14 protein-coding genes are annotated in these 17963 nt (G+C 73.9%); 6 read left to right on the forward strand and 8 right to left on the reverse strand.

The window, feature by feature from the left end; translation table 11 throughout:
* Nucleotides 1–85: 85 nt before the first annotated feature.
* On the reverse strand, nt 86–1678 hold the full coding sequence (locus Mam01_RS31505) for a CocE/NonD family hydrolase (RefSeq protein WP_204288829.1): 1593 nt from the start codon (nt 1676–1678) through the stop codon (nt 86–88).
* Nucleotides 1679–1839: 161 nt separating this feature from the next.
* On the opposite strand from Mam01_RS31505, the gene Mam01_RS31510 reads away from it, so the two are divergent.
* Complete coding sequence (locus Mam01_RS31510) at nt 1840–2217, forward strand: MmcQ/YjbR family DNA-binding protein (protein WP_204288830.1); 378 nt, start codon at nt 1840–1842, stop codon at nt 2215–2217.
* A 168-nt stretch (nt 2218–2385) separates the two neighbouring features.
* On the opposite strand, the gene Mam01_RS31515 is transcribed toward Mam01_RS31510, so the two are convergent.
* From Mam01_RS31515 to Mam01_RS31525, 3 genes are all read right to left on the reverse strand, one after another.
* The gene (locus Mam01_RS31515; protein ID WP_239101762.1) at nt 2386–5319 is read right to left on the reverse strand and encodes an FAD-binding and (Fe-S)-binding domain-containing protein; all 2934 of its coding nucleotides are present in this window, start codon (nt 5317–5319) and stop codon (nt 2386–2388) included.
* A gap of 85 nt (nt 5320–5404) precedes the next feature.
* Nucleotides 5405–6418, reverse strand: coding sequence for a zinc-dependent alcohol dehydrogenase (locus tag Mam01_RS31520; protein ID WP_204288831.1), 1014 nt, complete (start codon nt 6416–6418; stop codon nt 5405–5407).
* 270 nt (nt 6419–6688) lie between these two features.
* Nucleotides 6689–7606: an SMP-30/gluconolactonase/LRE family protein gene (locus Mam01_RS31525; RefSeq protein ID WP_204288832.1), complete on the reverse strand. Its 918-nt coding sequence runs from the start codon at nt 7604–7606 to the stop codon at nt 6689–6691.
* Nucleotides 7607–7753: 147 nt separating this feature from the next.
* Here Mam01_RS31525 and Mam01_RS31530 point away from each other — a divergent pair, with 147 nt between their 5' ends.
* On the forward strand, nt 7754–9466 hold the full coding sequence (locus Mam01_RS31530) for an IlvD/Edd family dehydratase (protein ID WP_204288833.1): 1713 nt from the start codon (nt 7754–7756) through the stop codon (nt 9464–9466).
* 34 nt (nt 9467–9500) lie between these two features.
* Here the strand turns inward: Mam01_RS31530 and Mam01_RS31535 are convergent, their stop codons facing one another.
* The 3 genes from Mam01_RS31535 to Mam01_RS31545 form a co-directional block, all read right to left on the reverse strand.
* Nucleotides 9501–10652 (reverse strand): glutathione-independent formaldehyde dehydrogenase, encoded by a 1152-nt coding sequence (locus tag Mam01_RS31535; RefSeq protein ID WP_204288834.1) that lies wholly within the window; start codon nt 10650–10652, stop codon nt 9501–9503.
* 176 nt (nt 10653–10828) lie between these two features.
* Nucleotides 10829–11968 carry a sensor histidine kinase gene (locus Mam01_RS31540; RefSeq protein ID WP_204288835.1) on the reverse strand — a complete coding sequence of 380 codons (1140 nt, stop codon included), beginning with the start codon at nt 11966–11968 and terminating at the stop codon, nt 10829–10831.
* A 203-nt stretch (nt 11969–12171) separates the two neighbouring features.
* Nucleotides 12172–12639: a carboxymuconolactone decarboxylase family protein gene (locus Mam01_RS31545; RefSeq protein WP_204288836.1), complete on the reverse strand. Its 468-nt coding sequence runs from the start codon at nt 12637–12639 to the stop codon at nt 12172–12174.
* Nucleotides 12640–12790: 151 nt separating this feature from the next.
* Here Mam01_RS31545 and Mam01_RS31550 point away from each other — a divergent pair, with 151 nt between their 5' ends.
* The 3 genes from Mam01_RS31550 (at nt 12791) to Mam01_RS31565 (ending at nt 15479) form a co-directional block, all read left to right on the forward strand.
* Nucleotides 12791–13264, forward strand: a complete 474-nt coding sequence (locus Mam01_RS31550) for an RrF2 family transcriptional regulator (RefSeq protein WP_204288837.1) — start codon at nt 12791–12793, stop codon at nt 13262–13264.
* A 111-nt stretch (nt 13265–13375) separates the two neighbouring features.
* On the forward strand, nt 13376–14206 hold the full coding sequence (locus tag Mam01_RS31555) for a TetR family transcriptional regulator (protein WP_239101763.1): 831 nt from the start codon (nt 13376–13378) through the stop codon (nt 14204–14206).
* Between the two features lies 1 nt (nt 14207).
* Nucleotides 14208–15479: a cytochrome P450 gene (locus Mam01_RS31565; protein ID WP_204288838.1), complete on the forward strand. Its 1272-nt coding sequence runs from the start codon at nt 14208–14210 to the stop codon at nt 15477–15479.
* 34 nt (nt 15480–15513) lie between these two features.
* Here the strand turns inward: Mam01_RS31565 and Mam01_RS31570 are convergent, their stop codons facing one another.
* The gene (locus Mam01_RS31570) at nt 15514–16815 is read right to left on the reverse strand and encodes a glycosyltransferase family 4 protein (protein ID WP_204288839.1); all 1302 of its coding nucleotides are present in this window, start codon (nt 16813–16815) and stop codon (nt 15514–15516) included.
* 164 nt (nt 16816–16979) lie between these two features.
* Between Mam01_RS31570 and Mam01_RS31575 the strand changes: the two genes are divergently transcribed.
* Nucleotides 16980–17909, forward strand: a complete 930-nt coding sequence (locus Mam01_RS31575; RefSeq protein WP_239101764.1) for an AraC family transcriptional regulator — start codon at nt 16980–16982, stop codon at nt 17907–17909.
* Nucleotides 17910–17963: the final 54 nt, after the last annotated feature.

Raw genomic sequence — 17963 nt, forward strand, 5'->3', positions numbered from 1 at the left:
GGCCGAATCGCCTATCTGGCAGCGATGGTGATTCGGCGTTCGTGTGCGGCGTCGCACCTCGAAGAGGGCCGGCCCGCAGAGCCGCTCAGCGGGGGACGATCGGGAGGGTGACGTACGAGTCGGGGTGGACCTTCTGGTGCTGGACGACCAGGTCCGCCTCGCCGCTGCCGGGGCGGCCGGTGCCGGGGTTGCGGTCGAAGCGGGGGAAGTTGGAGCTGGAAATCTCCACCCTGATGCGGTGGCCCGCCTTGAAGACCTGGCTGGTGGCGACCAGATCGATGACGAACGTCCCGGACCGCGCGAGAACGCGGACGATGCCGTCGATCACGCTCATCGCCCGGCCGTCCGGGTGGACGTCGACGAGCTTGGCCGTCCAGTCGGTGGAGGCGGCCGAGGTCTCCGCGTGCAGGGTCACTGACACCGGGCCGGTCACCTCGACGTCGGAGGCGAGCACCTCCGTCGAGCAGCAGAGCACGTCCGGCCGCCGTTCCACGTCCCGCTGGTCCTGGGGGCCGACGTTGGTGGGATCGGCCAGCAGGGTCGGGCCGCCGACGGTCGGGACGGGGTCGCGCGGGTCGAAAACGAAGACGGCCGGCTCCGCCGCCGAGGGCGGCTCGGGGGAGAGCAGGCCGTCCGCGTGCAGGTAGTAGGGGGTGTCGACGGCGCGCTCCAGCGGCCAGGCCTCCTCGTCCCGCCAGACGTCGTCGCCCATCACGAAGATCCGCACCGCGGGGCCGTCGTCCTTGCCCGCGAGGAAGGCCATCTGCCGTTCCTCCAGGCCGATCGCCTGCGCCGACGCGGCCGCGCCGAAGAACAGCCGCCCGGTGCCGGTGGCGCCCGGCGCGAGATGGGACCACGGCCCGATGACCAGCGGACCGCCCAGGCGGCGGTGGTTCTCCAGCGTCCCCGCGAGGAACAGGTCGAACCAGCCCGCGACGTGCATCACCGGCACCTCGATACGGTCGTGCCGCAGCGTCTCGGCCGGGCCTTCCCAGTACGCGTCGCGCGTCACGTGCGAGGTCCAGTCGCGCCACCACGGAATGCCCGGGACGTCGCCGACGGGCAGGGCGTGTACGGCGGTCTCCTGGTCGGCCAGGACCCGCAGCACCTCGGCGAGGTCCGCGCCGACGTCCTCTCCGGCCTCCGCCGCGTGCAGCAGGCCGAGCATCGCCTGGAACGCCCCCCAGTTCAGGGCCGGCCCCAGCGCGAAGGCCCCGCCGTGATACTTCAGGCCGTCGTGGAAGTCGTGCGGCGTCATCGCCGCGACCACCGCCTTCAGCCCGGGCGGACGGGTGGCCGCCGCCTGCAACGCGCACCCGGCGAGATAGGACATGCCGCTCATCACGACCTCGCCGTTCGACCAGGGCTGTGAGGTGATCCAGGCGATCGTGTCGTGGCCGTCGGCGCCCTCGTCCAGCCACGGCCGGAACTCGCCGTCGCTGGTGCCGCGCCCCCGGCAGTGCTGCAGCACGACCGCGAACCCGGCCCGCAGGGCCGGCAGCACCGGCTCCGTACGGAACGAGTCCTCGCCGTACGGCGTGCGCACGAGCAGCGCCGGGAACGGACCGCCGTCCGCCGGGCGGTGGACGGAGCCGCGCAGGACGGTGCCGTCCCGCATCGGCATGGGGCTGTCGTGCTCGACGACGACCGGCAGCGGGGGGCGGTTGAGCTTCGGCATGCGGAGTCCTCGGGTCAGGGCGTGGTCCGTCCACCGGACAGTACGCCGAACCGCGGCACGCGCGTGACGGCCGGCACGGCCATACTGGGGCGGCCATACTGGGGCGGTACGGGCGCCTGCCGGGGCGGCCCGGCGAGGAGCAGGAGAGAGGGACGGGCGCGGTGGGTGACGAGAACGCGGTGGCGCGGGTCCGGGAGATCTGCCTGTCCCTGCCGGAGGCGGTGGAGAAGCCGTTCGGCGGCCACACCGCGCCGTCGTTCCGGATCGGCGACAAGCTCTTCGCCATGACCAGCGAGGACGGGCGGTCCCTCACGTTCAAGGCGGGCCCGGGGGTGCAGCAGGCCCTCGTGGCCTCTGACCCGGAGCGCTTCTTCGTCCCTCCGTACGTCGGCCCGAAGGGCTGGGTGGGCGCGCGCCTCGACGCCGCGCAGGACTGGGCGGAGATCGCCGAACTCGTCGAGGACAGCTATCGGATGATCGCGCCGAAGCGATTGTCTGGGCTGCTCGACCGGCGGCGGCCCGGCGACGCCGAGAACTGAGGCCCCCGCCAGACCCCGACAGGCCCCGGGCCCCGCACCTGACAGGCCCCAGCCTCGCCAGATTCCAAGGCTCCGCGAACCCTCAGGCCCCAGGGCTCTGCCAGAGCCGCCGGGTGCGCCGGGCCGTTCGGTGGTCGAGCGACACCGGCCATCCGGGGCTCGCGAGGGTCAGCGGGTGACCTCGTCGAGCAGTTCGAGCAGGTGGTGATAGGTCTTCCCGGTGGCGCGGGAGAGGCCGATCTCGCAGGTGCGGTTGACCGACGCGTGCGCGTCGAAACCGCCCTCGGCCACCGAGCGAGCCTCGGCGCGGGTGGCGGAGGCGGTCAGTTCCGGGTGCAGCAGGCCGCGGTCGCCGGCGAAGGCGCAGCACTGCCATCCCTCGGGCACGACGACCTCGTCCGCGACGGCCGCGGCGATCTTCGCGACGGCGGCGTCCAGGCCGAGGCGGGTGGAGGAACAGGTCGGGTGCAGGGCCAGCGACGCCCGCTTCCGGCCCTCCTGTGGCTCCGGCAGCCGGGGAAGGACGTGCTCGGCCACGAAGGTCACGGCGTCGACCACCCGGACGACGGGAGCCGCCGCGGCGGCCCGCTCGCTGCCCCGCACTCCATCCTGCACGCCGGCGCCCGCGGCCTTGTCTCCGTCCTTCAGGACGGCCCGCCCGTCGCCTCCGGTCACGGCATGCCCGTCACCCGCCGCGGCGAGCAGGCGTTCGAACCCCTCGGTGCAGGAGGCGGCGTCGCTGATCACCGGGAGACGGCCGCCCTCGGTGGCGGTCAGCAGGGCATTCCGCACCCGCTCGCGCATCACCTCGTAGCCCTCCGTGAACCCCTTGGACGACCATGGCGTGCCGCAGCACAGGCTCTGGACGCCCTCCGGCACGCGCAGCCGCAGACCGGCCCGGGCGGCGAGCCGTGACACCGCCGCCATTACTCCCGGGCCGCCGTCGGCGGGAGCGAACATCGTGTTCAGGCACGACGGCACAAACACCGCGTCGGCCCACCCCGCAGGCGCGGCCCGCCGGGGGACGCCGCCGCGCGGCAGGTCGCGGGTCCACTGGGGGATCGTGTCGGGATCGCCGGCGGCGCGGGCCGCCCGGCTCGCCCGCTCGGCGAGCCCGGCCGGGGCCGCCGCGGCGGCGTCCATGGCGAGGTCCATGGCCCGGGTCACCGCTCCCCAGCGCCGGGCGGCGGACGTCCAGCCCGCCCGCGCCGCGCGTCCGTGGCGCTCGGCCCGCAGCCGCTTGGTGAGGTCACCCGTGTTGATCAGTACGGGGCAGGCGGTGGCGCACATGCCGTCCACGGCGCAGGTGTCGACGGCGTCGTAGTCGTACTCCCGCTCCAGTCGCAGCGCGAGCGCCTCGTCGCCCGCCGCCCGGGCCGCGGCGATCTCGCGGCGCAGCACGATCCGCTGGCGCGGGGTCGTGGTGAGGTCGCGGCTCGGGCACACCGGCTCGCAGTAGCCGCACTCCACGCAGCGGTCCACCTCGGGCTCGACGGCGACGACGGGCTTGAGGTCGCGCAGGTGCGCGCGCGGGTCGTCGGTGAGCACGACGCCCGGGTTGAGCGTGCCGCCGGGATCGCAGAGCCGCTTGACCTCCCGCATGACCTCGTACAGTTCATCGCCGTACTGGCGGCGGACGAAGGGGGCCATGACCCGGCCGGTGCCGTGCTCCGCCTTGAGCGTGCCGCCGCGGTCGAGCACGGCGCCGACCATCTCCTCGGTGAACTCGGCGTACCGCTCCGGGTCGGCGCCGAAGCGCTCGTTGAGCATGAAGTGCAGGTTGCCGTCCTTGGCGTGGCCGAAGATCACGCTGCGCTCGTACCGGTGCCGCGCGAACAGCCCGGCGAGGTCGTCGCAGAGGTCGGCGAGGACGGGCACCGGGACGGCCACGTCCTCCAGCAGGGCCGTCGTGCCGCTGGGCCGGGCCCCGGCGACCGCGGCGTAGAGGCCCTTGCGGATGCGCCACAGGGCCGCCCGTCCGGCGGCGTCCCCGCTGAGCCGGGCGGGTGCGGCGAGGTCCAGGCGGGCGAAGACCTCCGCCGCCTCCCGCTCGCGGCCGGCGAGCACCTCGGGTGCGGACTCCTGCCACTCGACCAGCAGTGCCGCGTGGTCGCGCACCTCCAGCGCGCGCAGGACGCCGTCGGCGCCCGGATCGGTCCGCGCGACCCGCAGCGACTCGGCGTCGAGCAGCTCGACGGCGGCGGGACCCGCCGCGACGATCTCCGGCACCGCCGCCATCGCCGCCCGCAGCGTCGGGAAGACGACCAGGCCGGTCGCGGCGAGCCGGTGCGCCGGCACCGTACGCAGGACGGCCCGGGCGACGAACGCGAGCGTGCCCTCGCTGCCCACGACGAGGCGGGCGAGGATCTGGGCGGGGGAGTCGTGGTCGAGGAAGCTGTTGAGGCCGTAGCCCATGGTGTTCTTGAGCGCGAACTGCGCCGTGAGCCGCCGCACCGACTCGGGGTTGCCGCGCACGCGGTCGCGCAGCCGTTCCAGGCCCTCGGAGAGGGCGGGCTCCAGGGCGCGCAGCCGCGCGTCGGCGTCGGGCGCGCCGGTGTCGAGGACGGTGCCGCTCGCCAGCACGAGGACCATCGACTCCAGCGTCCGATAGGTGTTGGCGTGGGTGCCGCAGGTCATCCCGCTGGAGTTGTTGGCGACGACCCCGCCGATCGTGCACGCCGCCTCGCTGGCCGGGTCGGGCCCGAGCCTTCGGCCGTACGCCGCGAGCCTGGCGTTGACCTGCCGCAGCACGGCGCCGGGCTGCACCCGCACGCGGGCGCCGTCGTCCAGCACCTCGATGTCCCGGAAGTGCCTGCGGGTGTCGACGAGCAGGTGCTCGCTCACGCCCTGCCCGCTCAGGCTGGTGCCGCCGGACCGGAAGGTCAGCGGCAGCCCGGTCCGCAGCAGCGCGGCGACCTGATCGGCGTTCTCGGGCACCAGCACCGCCTGCGGGGTCAGCAGGTAGTGCGAGGCGTCGTGCGCCATGCCGAGCCGGTCGCTCGCCCGCGCACGGGTGATCCCCGGGACGGCGGCCTCCACCGCCGCGAGGGCGGCGGGGTCCGGCGGCGTCAGCCGGCGCGCTCCGGCGTCGCTAGGGCTCATCGGAATCCTCCGTGGACACCCCCGCCTTCGGGCGGGGCGGGAATCGTGCTCGCTGCGGAGCGGAGTCGGTGGGCGAGCGCCTCCGCTATCGCCGCGGATCGATGTGGATCTTCGGGCCCGGCCCGGCGCTCGCCGGGCGTCGTCCCGCCAGCACCTCGGCGGCGTCGCCGAGCCCGACGGTGGCCGCCACGAGTGGATGGGCGTCGACCGATCCGTCCGCGTACGCCTCGATCGTTCCGGCCAGCCCGCCCGAGCCGCTGAGCACGCCGACGGCGGTGACGTCCTTGAACACGAGGTCGCGGGTGTCGGCGCGGCTGGGGGAGGCCGCGATTCCGATATACACTACCCGGCCCGCGGGCCTGACCAGGTCGAGCGCGAGCGCCGGGAGATCCGCCGCGTTGGACGCGTCGACCACGGCGTCCCACGGGTGCGACGGGAGTGACGGGCGGGTCCACACGTTCGCGAAGCCGAGGTCGCGGGGGAGCCGCAGCGCGGGCTCGTCGCGGCCCAGCAGGTGCACCTCGGACCCCCGCGCCCGCGCGAGCAGCGCGACGAGCAGCCCGATCGTGCCGGTGCCCAGCACCAGCAGCCGGTCGCCGGGCCCGGCGGCGGCCGCCCGTACGGCGCGCAGGGAGTTGGCGCCGGGCTCGACGAGCGCGCCGAGCGTCGCGTCGATCGTCTCCGGCAGCGCGTGCAGGGCCGAGGCCGGTACGGCGAGCCGTTCGGCCAGCGCCCCGGGGAAGCCCATGCGGATCCCGATCTCGGCCCGGTCGGGACAGACGTGGCTCACACCTGTGCGGCAGAAGCGGCAGTGACCGCAGCCGAGCATCGTGTCGCCGGTGACGCGGCGGCCGAGCCAGCCGGGGTCGACCCCGTCCCCGAGCGCCGTGACGACCCCGCACCACTCGTGCCCCGGGCGCAGCGGATACCAGGCCTGGCCGGAGTGCAGATAGCTCATCGCGCCGCTGAACAGTTCCAGGTCGGTGCCGCAGACGCCGGCCCGCTCGACGTCGACGACCACCTGACCGGGCGCGGCGACCGGCGGTTCGACGTCGAGGACCTCGGCCGCGCCGGGTCCCGTGATGACCAGTGCCCGCATGACGCCCCCGCCCCCTTACCGGTGCGGCCGGACGGCGCGACTGTGCGGGACGACGGGCGGGGCGATGGGCGGGGCGACGGGTGCGGCGGCGCCGGTGGCGGAGTGGTGCAAGTGGTTCTCCGTGCTGGTGGTTCCCTGTGCTGGTGGATCTCTGTGCTGGTGATTCTCTGGGCCCGTGGTTCTCTGTGCTGCGGCTCTCCGGGCCGGTGGTTCTCCGCGCCGCGTGATCGGTGACCGGCGCCCGCTCACGGTCTGTTCACGGGCGGAGCCTCACGATACGGAAGGGGTGATCGGCGGCGCCCAGTAGGGTGCCGGAACGCCGCGTACACCGACCCTGGCGGTGAACAGGTGTCCCGAGCCGGGGTGCTCGGCCAGTTCCTGGGGAGACATGTTCTCGGTGGCCGTAGTGATCACCAGGAGATCGAGATCCGGCCCCGCGAAGGCCGGGCAGGTGGGCTTCGGGGCGCCGACCTCGACCACGGCGAGCAGGCGGCCCGCCGGGTCGCGGCACTCGACCCGCCCGCCGCCGAAGACGGCGATCCACAGGTTGCCCTCGGCGTCGGCGCACATCCCGTCGGGCAGCGTGCCGGGCGGCCCGTCGTCCAGGGTGAAAAGCTCCCGCCGAGGCCCGGTCCGGCCGGTGGCCGGATCGTAGTCGCGCGCCCACACCACCCGGGACGCGCTGTCGACGCTGTAGAGGCGGTCGCCGGAGGGACTCCAGGCGAGGCCGTTCGAGAGGGTCAGGTCCTCGTCGAGGTGGACCAGGGCCGTGCCGTCGAGCCGGGCCAGCACCTCCCGGCCCTTCCGGTCGTCGAGGGCCATGCTGCCGACCAGGAAGCGCCCGGCCGGGTCGACGGCGCCGTCGTTGAGCCTGCTCCGTACGCCCGGGGGCAGCACCCGGGCGAGTTCGGTGCGGTCTCCGGCGGCGCCGACCCTGGTGAGGACCGCCTGTTCGGCGACGAGGAGGTCGCCCTCGGCGGAGACGGCGACCGCGCCCACGGTGCCCTCGAAGGTGTGCAGCGTGGCGGCCTCGATCATGCCGGTCGCCGGGTCGAGCCGCCCCTCGTGTACGGCGCCCGCGCCGATGTCCACCCACAGCAGGCGCTCCCGGGCGGGATCCCACACGGGACCCTCGCCGAGGGCGTACACGTCCCGGCCGGCCTGGGTCGCGGTGCACCGCATGGTCATATTTCGGATATTAGGTCGCACTGTGACTGGGAGAGAAGTGAATCACCCCCATCTTTCGGGACAAGTGAGGCGTGGGTTAGCCTCGCAGAGTCTCTGACCCCTGTCTCTGACATCTGTCCGTGACCTCCCGAGAAACCTGGGTGCCGCATGGGGACGCGAAGCGCCGAGTGGTACGGCGGAGCCGGCCGCAACTCCTACATCCACCGCGCGTGGATGCGGCGAGGGCTGCCGGCCCACGCCTTCGACGGGCGGCCGCACATCGCGATCGCCAACACCGCGTCCGACCTCACCCCCTGCAACTCGCACCTCGACGAGGTCGCCGAGCACGTCAAGCGCGGCGTGTGGGAGGCGGGCGGCGTCCCGCTGAACCTGCCGGTGGTGTCGCTGGGGGAGACGCAGGTGCGCCCCACGGCCATGCTGTGGCGCAACATGGCCGCGATGGCCGCGGAGGAGCTGCTGCGGGCCAACCCGGTCGACGGGGTCGTGCTGCTCGGCGGGTGCGACAAGACGATCCCCGCGCTGCTGATGGCCGCGGCGTCGGTGGACCTGCCCGCGATCGTCGTGCCGGGCGGGCCGATGCTCACCGGTCACTTCCGCGGCGTCCCGCTCGGCTGCGGCACGGACGTGTGGAAGCTCAGCGAGGAGGTCCGGGCGGGGACCCTGACCGAGGCCGAGTTCATGCGCTCGGAGTCGTCGATGATCCGCAGCAGGGGCCACTGCAACACGATGGGCACGGCCTCCACGATGGGGCTGCTCGCCGAGGTGCTCGGCATGACCCTGCCCGGCGTCGCCGGCACGCCGGCCGCCGACAGCCGGCTGCTGGAGGCCGCCCACGCCAGCGGCTCGCTCGCTGTCGAGATGGTCGCCGAGGACCGCCGCCCCAGCGCGGTGATGACGCGCGGGTCCTTCCTCAACGCCGTCGTCGCGCTCGCCGCGCTCGGCGGGTCCACCAACGCCGTCGTCCACCTGCTCGCGATCGCCGGGCGTCTCGGGGTGGAGCTCACCCAGGACGACTTCGACCGTACGGGGTCGGGGGTGCCGCTGCTGGTGGACCTGCTGCCCGCCGGGCGGTTCCTCATGGACGACCTGCACCGCGCCGGGGGCCTGCACGCCGTCCTGCGCGAGGTCCGCGACCTGCTCGACCCGGAGGCGATCACCGTCACCGGCCGGCCGCTGGTCGACTGGCTCGGCGCCGCGCGCATCCACGACCCCGAGGTCATCCGCCCCCGCGAGGCGCCCCTGCTGGAGAGCGCCGGGATCGCCGTGCTGTACGGCGACCTCGCCCCCGGCGGCGCGGTGATCAAGCCGGCCGCGGCCTCGCCGCACCTGTTGCGGCATCGCGGGCCGGCCGTGGTGTTCGACTCCGTGGAGGACTTCCACGCGCGGATCGACGATCCCGATCTGGATGTCACGCCCGACTCGGTGCTCGTCCTGCGCGGGTGCGGCCCCCGGGGCTACCCCGGCATGCCGGAGGTCGCCAACATGCCGCTGCCCGCCAAACTGCTCGCCCAGGGCGTACGCGACATGGTCCGCGTCTGCGACGGGCGGATGAGCGGCACCGCCTACGGCACGGTCGTGCTGCACGTCGCGCCCGAGGCGGCCGCGGGCGGCCCGCTCGGGCTCGTCCGCGACGGCGACATGATCGTCCTCGACGTCGACGCCCGCAGGCTCGACGTCGAGGTCCCGGCGGAGGAGTGGGCCGCCCGCGAGCCGTCCCCGGCCATGACCAAGGCCTTCGCCGCCCCGAGCCGCGGCTGGGAGCGGCTGTACGTCGAGACGGTCGGCCAGGCGAACACCGGGGCCGACCTCGGCTTCCTCACCGGCTCCAGCGGCCACCCGGTGCCCCGCGACTCGCACTGACCCGCGAACGCCGGTCCGCGAGCACGGACAGGCGTCAGCCGGGCTTGCCGGGGTGCAGGACGACCTTGGTCCAGCCCCGGTCCCGCGCGTCGAAGCGCGCGTACGCCTCGGGCGCGTCGTCGAGGTCCAGGTCGTGCGAGACGATCCAGGACGGCCGGGCGCCGACCTCGTGGATGAGGGCGCACAACTGCCGGTTGTAGTTCTTGACGTTGCACTGGCCGGTGCTCATCGTCTGCCCCTTCGACCAGAAGGTGCCGTAGTCGATCGCCACCGCTCCCCGCCGGTAGAGGGCGTCGCCGCCGATGGGATCGCTCGGGACGAACAGGCCCACGACGGCGATGCAGCCGGTGAACTTCACCGACTTGACCAGGTTGTTCAGGGTCATGCTGGGATGCTCGGAGCCCTCCGGGTCGTGGGCCTGGAAGCCCACGCACTCGCAGCCCCGGTCGGCGCCCAATCCCTCGGTGAGCTCCAGGACCTGCTCCACCGGGGACGACACGGAGTCGTCGATCGCGATCGCGCCGATCTCCTCGGCCTTGGCCAGCCGGTCCGGATGGTGGTCGATCACCATCACGCCGCTCGCGTTCCTGAGGAGGGCGGAGTAGGCGGCCATCAGGCCGACCGGCCCCGCGCCGTAGATCACGACGGTGTCGCCCGGCTGCACTCTGGCGAGCTCGGTCGCGTGCCAGCCGGTGGGCCACACGTCGGCGAGCATGACGTAGTCGTTCTGCCGCTCCCGCGCGTCCTCGGGCAGCACGAGGCAGTTGAAGTCGCCGTACGGCACGCGCAGCAGCTCGGCCTGGCCGCCCTGGTAGGGGCCCATGCCGGCGTAGCCGTACGCGGCGCCGGCCCGGCCCGGCTCGGGGTTGGTGGTCAGGCAGAAGGCCGTCAGGCCGTTCTCGCAGTTGGCGCAGAAGCCGCACGAGACGTTGAACGGCATGCAGACCATGTCGCCGACCTTGACGCGGTCGACGGCCGCGCCGACCTCGACCACCTCGCCGAGGTTCTCGTGACCGAGGATCCGGCCCGGCTCGAAGTCGGTGCGGCCCTCGTACATGTGCAGGTCGGAGCCGCAGATGTTGGCCGCGGTCACGCGGACGAGCACGTCGGTGTGCCGCTCCAGCCGGGCGTCCGGCACGGTGACGACACCGACCTTGCGGGGACCTTCGTAGACCACGGCTTTCATGGCTGCCTCGAAAGCGATCGTTGCGCCGGACGGCGTGCGGGCGGTGCGCCGCCTCCATACGCCGCACGCCAGGCGGGCTCTTTCGGCCCGCGCGCCGGCGATGGGCCGGCAAGGAATGCGTACCCCCGCCGGACGTGCGAAAACGGCGGCCCGCCCGGATCTCGCCGACCGTCGCCTCACTTGAGGGGGAGCCGCGCGGCGATCGTGAAGCCGCCTTCGGGGGTCGGCCCGGCGGAGAACCGGCCGTGGGCGAGGTGCACGCGCTCCCGGATGCCGGCCAGCCCGTACCCGCCGCCGAGGGAGGGTGCGGCGCGGACGTCGGTCCGGCCGGCGGCTCGTCCATGCCGCGCCTCGTCAGGGGTGTCGGTCACGGAGACGGCGACCTGGTCGCCGACGGTCTCGCAGGTCACCAGCACGCGGGCGCCGGGAGCGTGCTTGCGAATGTTGCTGAGCCCCTCCTGCACCAAGCGGTAACACGCGTGCGAGACCTGCCGGGGCAGGCCTTCCGGGGGGACGTCGAGGCGGAGGTCGACGTGGAGACCGGTCGCCTTCGCCTCGCCGACCAGCCGCGCGATGGCGTCGACGCCCCCGGCGAGGTCCCCCTCCTCGTGGCGGAGCACGGTGAGCAGCTCGCGCAGCTCGCTGAGCGCCTGCACCCCCTTGTCCTCGATGACGGCCGTCAGCTCGCGCACCTCTCCGGGCTCGGTGGCGTCGCGCGCCATCCCGGCGTTGAGCACCATCGCGGTGACCGCGTGGGTGACGGTGTCGTGCATCTCCCTGGCGATCTTCCGGCGCTCCTCGGCCGCGGCGATCTCCTCGCGCTCGCGCACGCCGTGCCGCAGGTCCCGGATCAGCCGCCGGTAGGCGTGCACCCAGGTGCCGACCAGGGCGGGCAGGTAGATGAGGGTCAGCGCGCGCACGATGTTGAGGTAGACGGAACGGTCGGTGTGGGGGTTCTCGTAGTCGACTGCGCCGTAGACCACCACGAGGGCCAGGGCGACGTACTGCCATCGGCGCGGGCGGTGCTCGGCCGTCATCGAGAAGACGGCGAGGACCATCGGCACGGTCTGCCCGGTGACGCAGGCGCAGACGGCGGAGGCGGCGACGGCGGGCCACGGCGTGCGGCGCCGCGTGAACATCGTCGCCGCCGTCACCGCCCCCACCAGGACCTCGATCCAGAACGGCGCCCTGCCCCACACGGCGAAGCTGTAGCCGACCATCGACGTCGGGATGGTGAACGCCAGCACGGCGCAGGCGAGCAACGCGTCGACGACCAGTTCGTGATGCGCTGGAACAATGCCCGCTTTATTCCCCATAGTGCTAGTTTGCGCTGTTTGCTGATTGCCGTCACCCCTCCCGGGCCGCGTCGGCCCGTCTGGACGCGGCGAAGATGACAGTGCGCCCTGCCCTCAACCTGGGCGTTGCCAGCCGGACGGATATCGAAGTGGCGGCGGCCGCGTCATCGAAGCTGACAGGAGGCGCTCACAGGCCGCTGTCGCCGGCGAGCGCGGCGGCAGTACTAATCACGGGGCCGCGCCGGCATCCGCAGCGGGACGCCGAACCGGTTGAAGGCGTTCATCAGAGCCACCTGGACGACCAGCGCGCCGAGTTCCTCGTCGGTCATGAGGTCGCGGACGCCGGCCCAGATCTCGTCGCTGACGCCGTGCGGGGTCAGCGTCGTCGCGGCCTCGGTGTACTCGAGCGCCGCCCGCTCCGCCGCGGTGAACAGCGCCGACTCGCGCCACGCGGACAACTGGATGATGCGGTCCAGCGATTCTCCCTTCTCCAGCGCATCGTGGCTGTGCAGGTCGATGCAGTGCACGCAGTGGTTGATCTGCGAGGTGCGCAGTTTGACCAGTTCGCGGATGGTCGGATCGAGTGGTGAGGTGAGAACGGCCTGGTCCGCGGCGTAGAGCGCCTTGGCGGCCTTCGGGGCGGCCGTCCGCAGGTCGAGGCGGGGCTCGCCGGTGTGCACGTGGGTGGTCATGGTTTCTCCTTTGGGCGTGGGTATCGCGTTGTCGAGGCAGGCGTGCGCCGGCGGGGGATCACGAGGGCTGCGCGGCTGACCTCGAATTCGGATAACTGTTGTCCGGGATTCTATCCGGACAAAAACTGTCCGAGTCAAGTAGGCTGGGCGGATGAAGATGTCCGGCGGGGTCGAGTGGGGCTTGCACTGCTGCGTCGTACTCAGCGGGGCGGGGGCGCCGGTGACGGCGGCCAAGCTCGCCGAGCTGCACGACGTCTCCCAGAGCTACCTGGCCAAACAGCTGCAGCTGTTGTCCCGCGCGGGCCTGGTGCGCTCAGCGCTGGGCCAGTCCGGCGGCTATGTGCTGACTCGGGCCGCGACTGAGATCACGGTGCTGGACGTGGTCGAGGCGATCGACGGCGTCCAGCCGGCGTTCCGGTGTACGGAAGTGCGTCAGCGGGGCCCGATGGCCGTGCCGGCGGAGCGGTGTGACACTCCCTGCCCGATCGCCCGCACGATGGATTCCGCCGACCGCGTCTGGCGGGAGTCGCTGCGCAGAGTCACCATCGCCGACCTGGTCGACGACGTCAACCGTACGACGCCGCCTGAGACACTCGCGGGTGCCCGGGAGTGGCTGCGCGCCTGAGCAACGGGGACGATCTCCGGTGCCGTACTGAGATCTGCGAGGCCGTCGGACGCGGCCGTTCGGCGCCTTCCCGCCTTGACGGATTCAAATGAACGGTCTTTTAATTCCGCTATGGGGCGGATCGCGGGTGTCACCGCCGCCGAGACGCGCGCGCGGCTGCTGCGCGCGGCCGCCGACGTGTTCGCCCGGCGCGGGTACGACGGCACGCGCGTCGCCGACATCGCCGCGGCGGCCGGGGTGAGCAACGGCGCGCTCTACGCGCACTTCGGCTCGAAGGCCGAGCTGATCGCCGCCGCGTTGCACGCCCACGGGCCCGGGTTGCTCGCCGAGCTGCTCGCGGCCGACCCGGCCCGGCCGGTCGCGGACCTGCTCGTCGCCGTGGGCCGCAGGCTCCCGCACCGCCTCGACGCGCGCAGCTCGCTCATCGCCGAGGCGCTGGTCGCGGCGCGCCGCGACGAGGACGTGGCACGGCCCATGCGGGAGTACGTCGCGGAGCGGGCCGGGTGGCTCACCGGCCTGGTGCGGGGGGCCCAGGACGACGGCGCGATCGATCCCGCGGTGTCGCCCGGCGCGCTCGCCCATCTCTGCCTCCTGCTCGCGATGGGCAGCGTGCTCGTCACGCCGGACCTGCACCGGGTCGGCGACGAGGAGTGGAGCGCCCTGCTCACCCGGCTCGTCGCCGCCCTCGCCCCGACCGGCCCCCATCCACAACCAGACCCAGGAAGCGCGGGGAGCGCCACCATGAAGGTGCAGATCGACCCTGGCCGGTGCCAGGGGCACGGCCGTTGCCACGACCTCGCCCCCGGCCTGTTCGAGGAGGACGACGAGGGCTACGGCCGGGTGCCCGGAGACGGCGCCGTACCGCCGGGGCAGGAGCAGGCGGCCCGGCTGGCCGCGGCGAACTGCCCGGAACGAGCGGTCGTCCTCACCGAGGAGGCGTGACATGACCGTCGACGACCGCTTCACCGGGGGTTTCCGCAAGCAGGGGCCGCCCACGGGCACCCGCAACGAGATCGTCACCGGGCCGGTGTCGGACTGGGCGACCGACTTCTCCCACCTGGAGCCCGAGTGGGCCGCCGATCCGTACCCGATCCAGGACGACCTGCGGGCCCGCTGCCCGATCGCGCACACCGGGAGGTTCGGCGGCGGGTGGCTGCCGACGCGGTACGAGGATGTGGCCGCGATCGCCTACGACACCGAGCGCTTCTCCTCCCGGTCGATCATCATGAGCAACTACCGGCCGCCCGCGGAGATCGCGCCCGTGGGGGCGACCCCGCCCATCTCCTCCGACCCGCCGTTCCACCACGACGCGCGCAGGCTGCTGCTCCCGGCGTTCACCAAGAAGGCGGTGGCGAGGCGGGAGGAGGCGACGCGGGCGTTCTGCCACTCGCTCATCGACACACTCAAGGGCGCCGACGTCGTGGACGCCGCCCGCGACTACGCCCAGCACATCCCGATCCGGGTGATCGCCGACATGCTCGGCTTCCCGCCCGAGGACGGGCCGCGCTTCAGCAGGTTCGTCGAAAGCGCCCTGGAGGGCGTCAACCTGCCGCCGGAGGAGCGGATGGCGCGCATGGACGAGCTGTTCGACTACCTGTACGACCAGATCCGCGACCACGTGGACAACCCGCGCGACGACCTCACCACCTATCTGGTCGACGCCGAGCTGTACGGCCACAAGCTGCAGCCCAACCACGTCGCCGGCACGATCGCCCTGCTGCTCATCGCCGGCATCGACACGACGTGGAGCGCCATCGGCGCGTCGCTGTGGCACCTGGCGAAGACCCCGGCCGACCGCGAGCGGCTGGTCGCCGAGCCCGCCCTGCTGCCCACGGCCATGGAGGAGTTACTCCGAGCGTACGCCCCGGTCACGATGGCCCGGCTGGTCAAGCAGGACATGCACTGGCGCGGCGCCGACATGCGGGCCGACGACTGGGTCCTGCTGTCCTTCCCGGCCGCCAACCGCGACCCCGAGCAGTTCGAGCGGGCCGGCGAGGTCGTCATCGACCGCGAGGTCAACCGGCACGTCGCCTTCGGACTCGGCATCCACCGGTGCGTGGGGTCGCACCTCGCCCGGATGGAGCTGCGGGTCGCCCTGGAGGTCTGGCTGGAGCGGATCCCGGTGTTCGGCCTCGCCGACCCCGCGGCGGTGACCTGGGCCGCCGGTCAGGTGCGGGGCCCCCGCACGCTGCCGCTGCGCCTGGGCCGCGCCTGACGATCACGCCCTCCGTTCCTCGCTCCGCCCGCGGTCAGGGCCGTTCTCCGGCCCCCGCGGCGGCGGCGTACGCCGCCAGGGTCCGCTCGGCCGTGCGCGCCCAGCCGTAGCGCTCGCGCACGTACGCCGCGCCCCGCAGGGCGAGCCGTTCCGCCTCTGCGGGGTCGTCCAGGCAGCGCAGCAGTACGGCCGCCAGCTCGCCGGGGTCGTCGCCCGCGCAGCGGAGCGCGCCGTCGCCGACGACCTCGGGCGAGTAGCCGGGCCCGACGACCACCGGGCGGGCGAGCGTCATCGCCTCGACGGCGACCAGGCCGAACGGCTCGTAAACGGACGGGAAGACGCACAGGTCGGCGGCGAGGAAGTGCGCGAACACCTCGGGGGAGGGGAGGAAGCGGTTGCCCGCGACGACGTGCCCGGCGGTCCCCGTCCGCTCGATCAGCCGGGCGACCTCGAAGGCGTCGGCGGTCTGCGGGAGCCCCGCGCCGACGAGCACGAACCGCGTGTCGCCGTGCTCGGCTATCACGCGCGGCACCGCCCGGATGAGGGTCCCGACCCCCTTGTGCGGCGACGGGCGCCCGGCGAACACGACGAGCCGGCCCCGCCCGCCGGGCAGGTAGCGGCGGCGCACCTCCGCGCGGACCCGCTCGCGCTCGTCGTCCGGCAGCGCGGCCAGCCGCAGCAGGTCGGGGTCCTCGAAGCCGTGCGGCACGACGAGCAGCCGGTCGGCGGGCCACCCACGGGCGGCGAGGTCGTCGCGCATGCGGGCGCTCGGCACCACGATCAGCCGCGCCGCCCGGGCCTGAGCCGTCTCCAGCAGGTCGAGCAGGACGGCGTACGCCGAGCGGCGCGCTCCCGGCGCGTTCAGCTCGCGGGTGTGCACGTGGAAGACGACCGGCAGCCGCCCGAGTGCGCCGCACAGGATCCCGGCCACGCAGCCCATCCAGTCGTGCACGGCCACCACCGCGCGCCCCTCCCCGGGCCGCTTCGTCCCGGATGGTCCGGGACGGCGGCGGGCCGCCTCGGCGCGCAGAATGCGGGCGGCGGCGCGGACGTTGAACACCAGCAGCCCGGCGACCCTGATCGGCCGCCGCAGCGCGGCCGGGACGGGGGAGCCGCCGTCGATGCCGTAGCCGGGGGTGGCCAGCCGCCGCAGCGTCACGTCTCCACGGCGTTCGGCCGGGGACGCCGCGCCCCGGCTGACGGCCCCGAAGACCTCGATCGGCACGCCGCGGTCCCGGAGGGCGGCCATGATCCGCTCGGCGTACCGGCCCAGCCCGCCGACGACGCCGGGCGGCACCTCCGAGCACACGATGTAGACCCGGGCCGGGCCACCCATCAGCCCGCCCCGGCGGTGTCGGCCGGCGGGGGATCGTCGGTGAGCGCGGACACGAGGCGACGCTAGCGGGGCCGGGCCCTCCCCGCCAAGATCCGCCGCCACCCTCCCGCGCCCACCGTCCCGCGGCGGCGTCCGCGGCTGCGCCGGCTTGTAGTCTTCGCCTCGTGCGGAACGACTCACGGTCCGGCGAGGACGCACGGTGTGGCGAGGGCGCCGGGCGCGGCCGGGTCTCCGGGGGCGGCGAGGACTCACCGGCCGGCGCTGACCCGCGCCGGCACCTGCGGGCCGTCGGGACCGTGCCCGGCAACCGCCTGCGGTTCGGGCCGGGCGCGGCCGGCATCGAGCGGCTGGAGGCCTCGCTGACCGGGGAGGGGTTCGCCCCCCACCGCCACGACACCTACGCGATCGGCCTGACGTTCCACGGGGTGCAGACGTTCCGCTACCGGGGCGAGGCGCGGCACTGCCTGCCGGGAGAACTGCACGTGCTGCACCCCGACGAGGTGCACGACGGCGTGGCCGGCACCGACGAGGGGTTCGGCTATCGGATCATCTACCTCGACCCGTTCCTCGTGCAGGAGGCGCTGGGCGGGGCCCCGCTGCCCTTCGTCGCCGATCCCGTGATCGGGCGGCGCGACGTCGACCCCTCGCTCGCCGCGTGCCTGCGGGACATCGACGAACCCCTGGACGACTTCGGCCGCCTCACGATGACACTGCTGGCCGCCCGGACGCTGGTCAGGCACGCGGCCGTGCGACGCCCGGGCAGGACGGTTCCGCTGGCGCTGGAGGCGCTGGCCCGAGTCCGGGACCTCATCGCCGAGGATCCGGCGGTGCGGCACTCCCTGGCCGAGTTCGAGGCGGTCTCGGGCCTGGACCGGTGGACGATCGCCCGGCAGTTCCGCACGGCGTTCGGCACCAGCCCGACCCGATTCCGCACGATGCGGCAGCTCGACCGGGCCCGCCGCCTGCTCCGGGACGGCGTGCCGTTGTCCGAGACGGCCCAGCTCGCCGGCTTCGCCGACCAGGCACACCTCACCCGCATGTTCAAGCGCACCTACGGTCTCACGCCCGCCAGGTGGGCCGCCGCGCTCGCCTGACCGCGCTCGCCTGACCGCCCTCGCCTGACCGCCCTCGCCTGGCCGTGCTCGCCT

The sequence above is a fragment of the Microbispora amethystogenes genome (assembly GCF_016863015.1).
Taxonomy (GTDB): Bacteria; Actinomycetota; Actinomycetes; order Streptosporangiales; family Streptosporangiaceae; genus Microbispora; species Microbispora amethystogenes.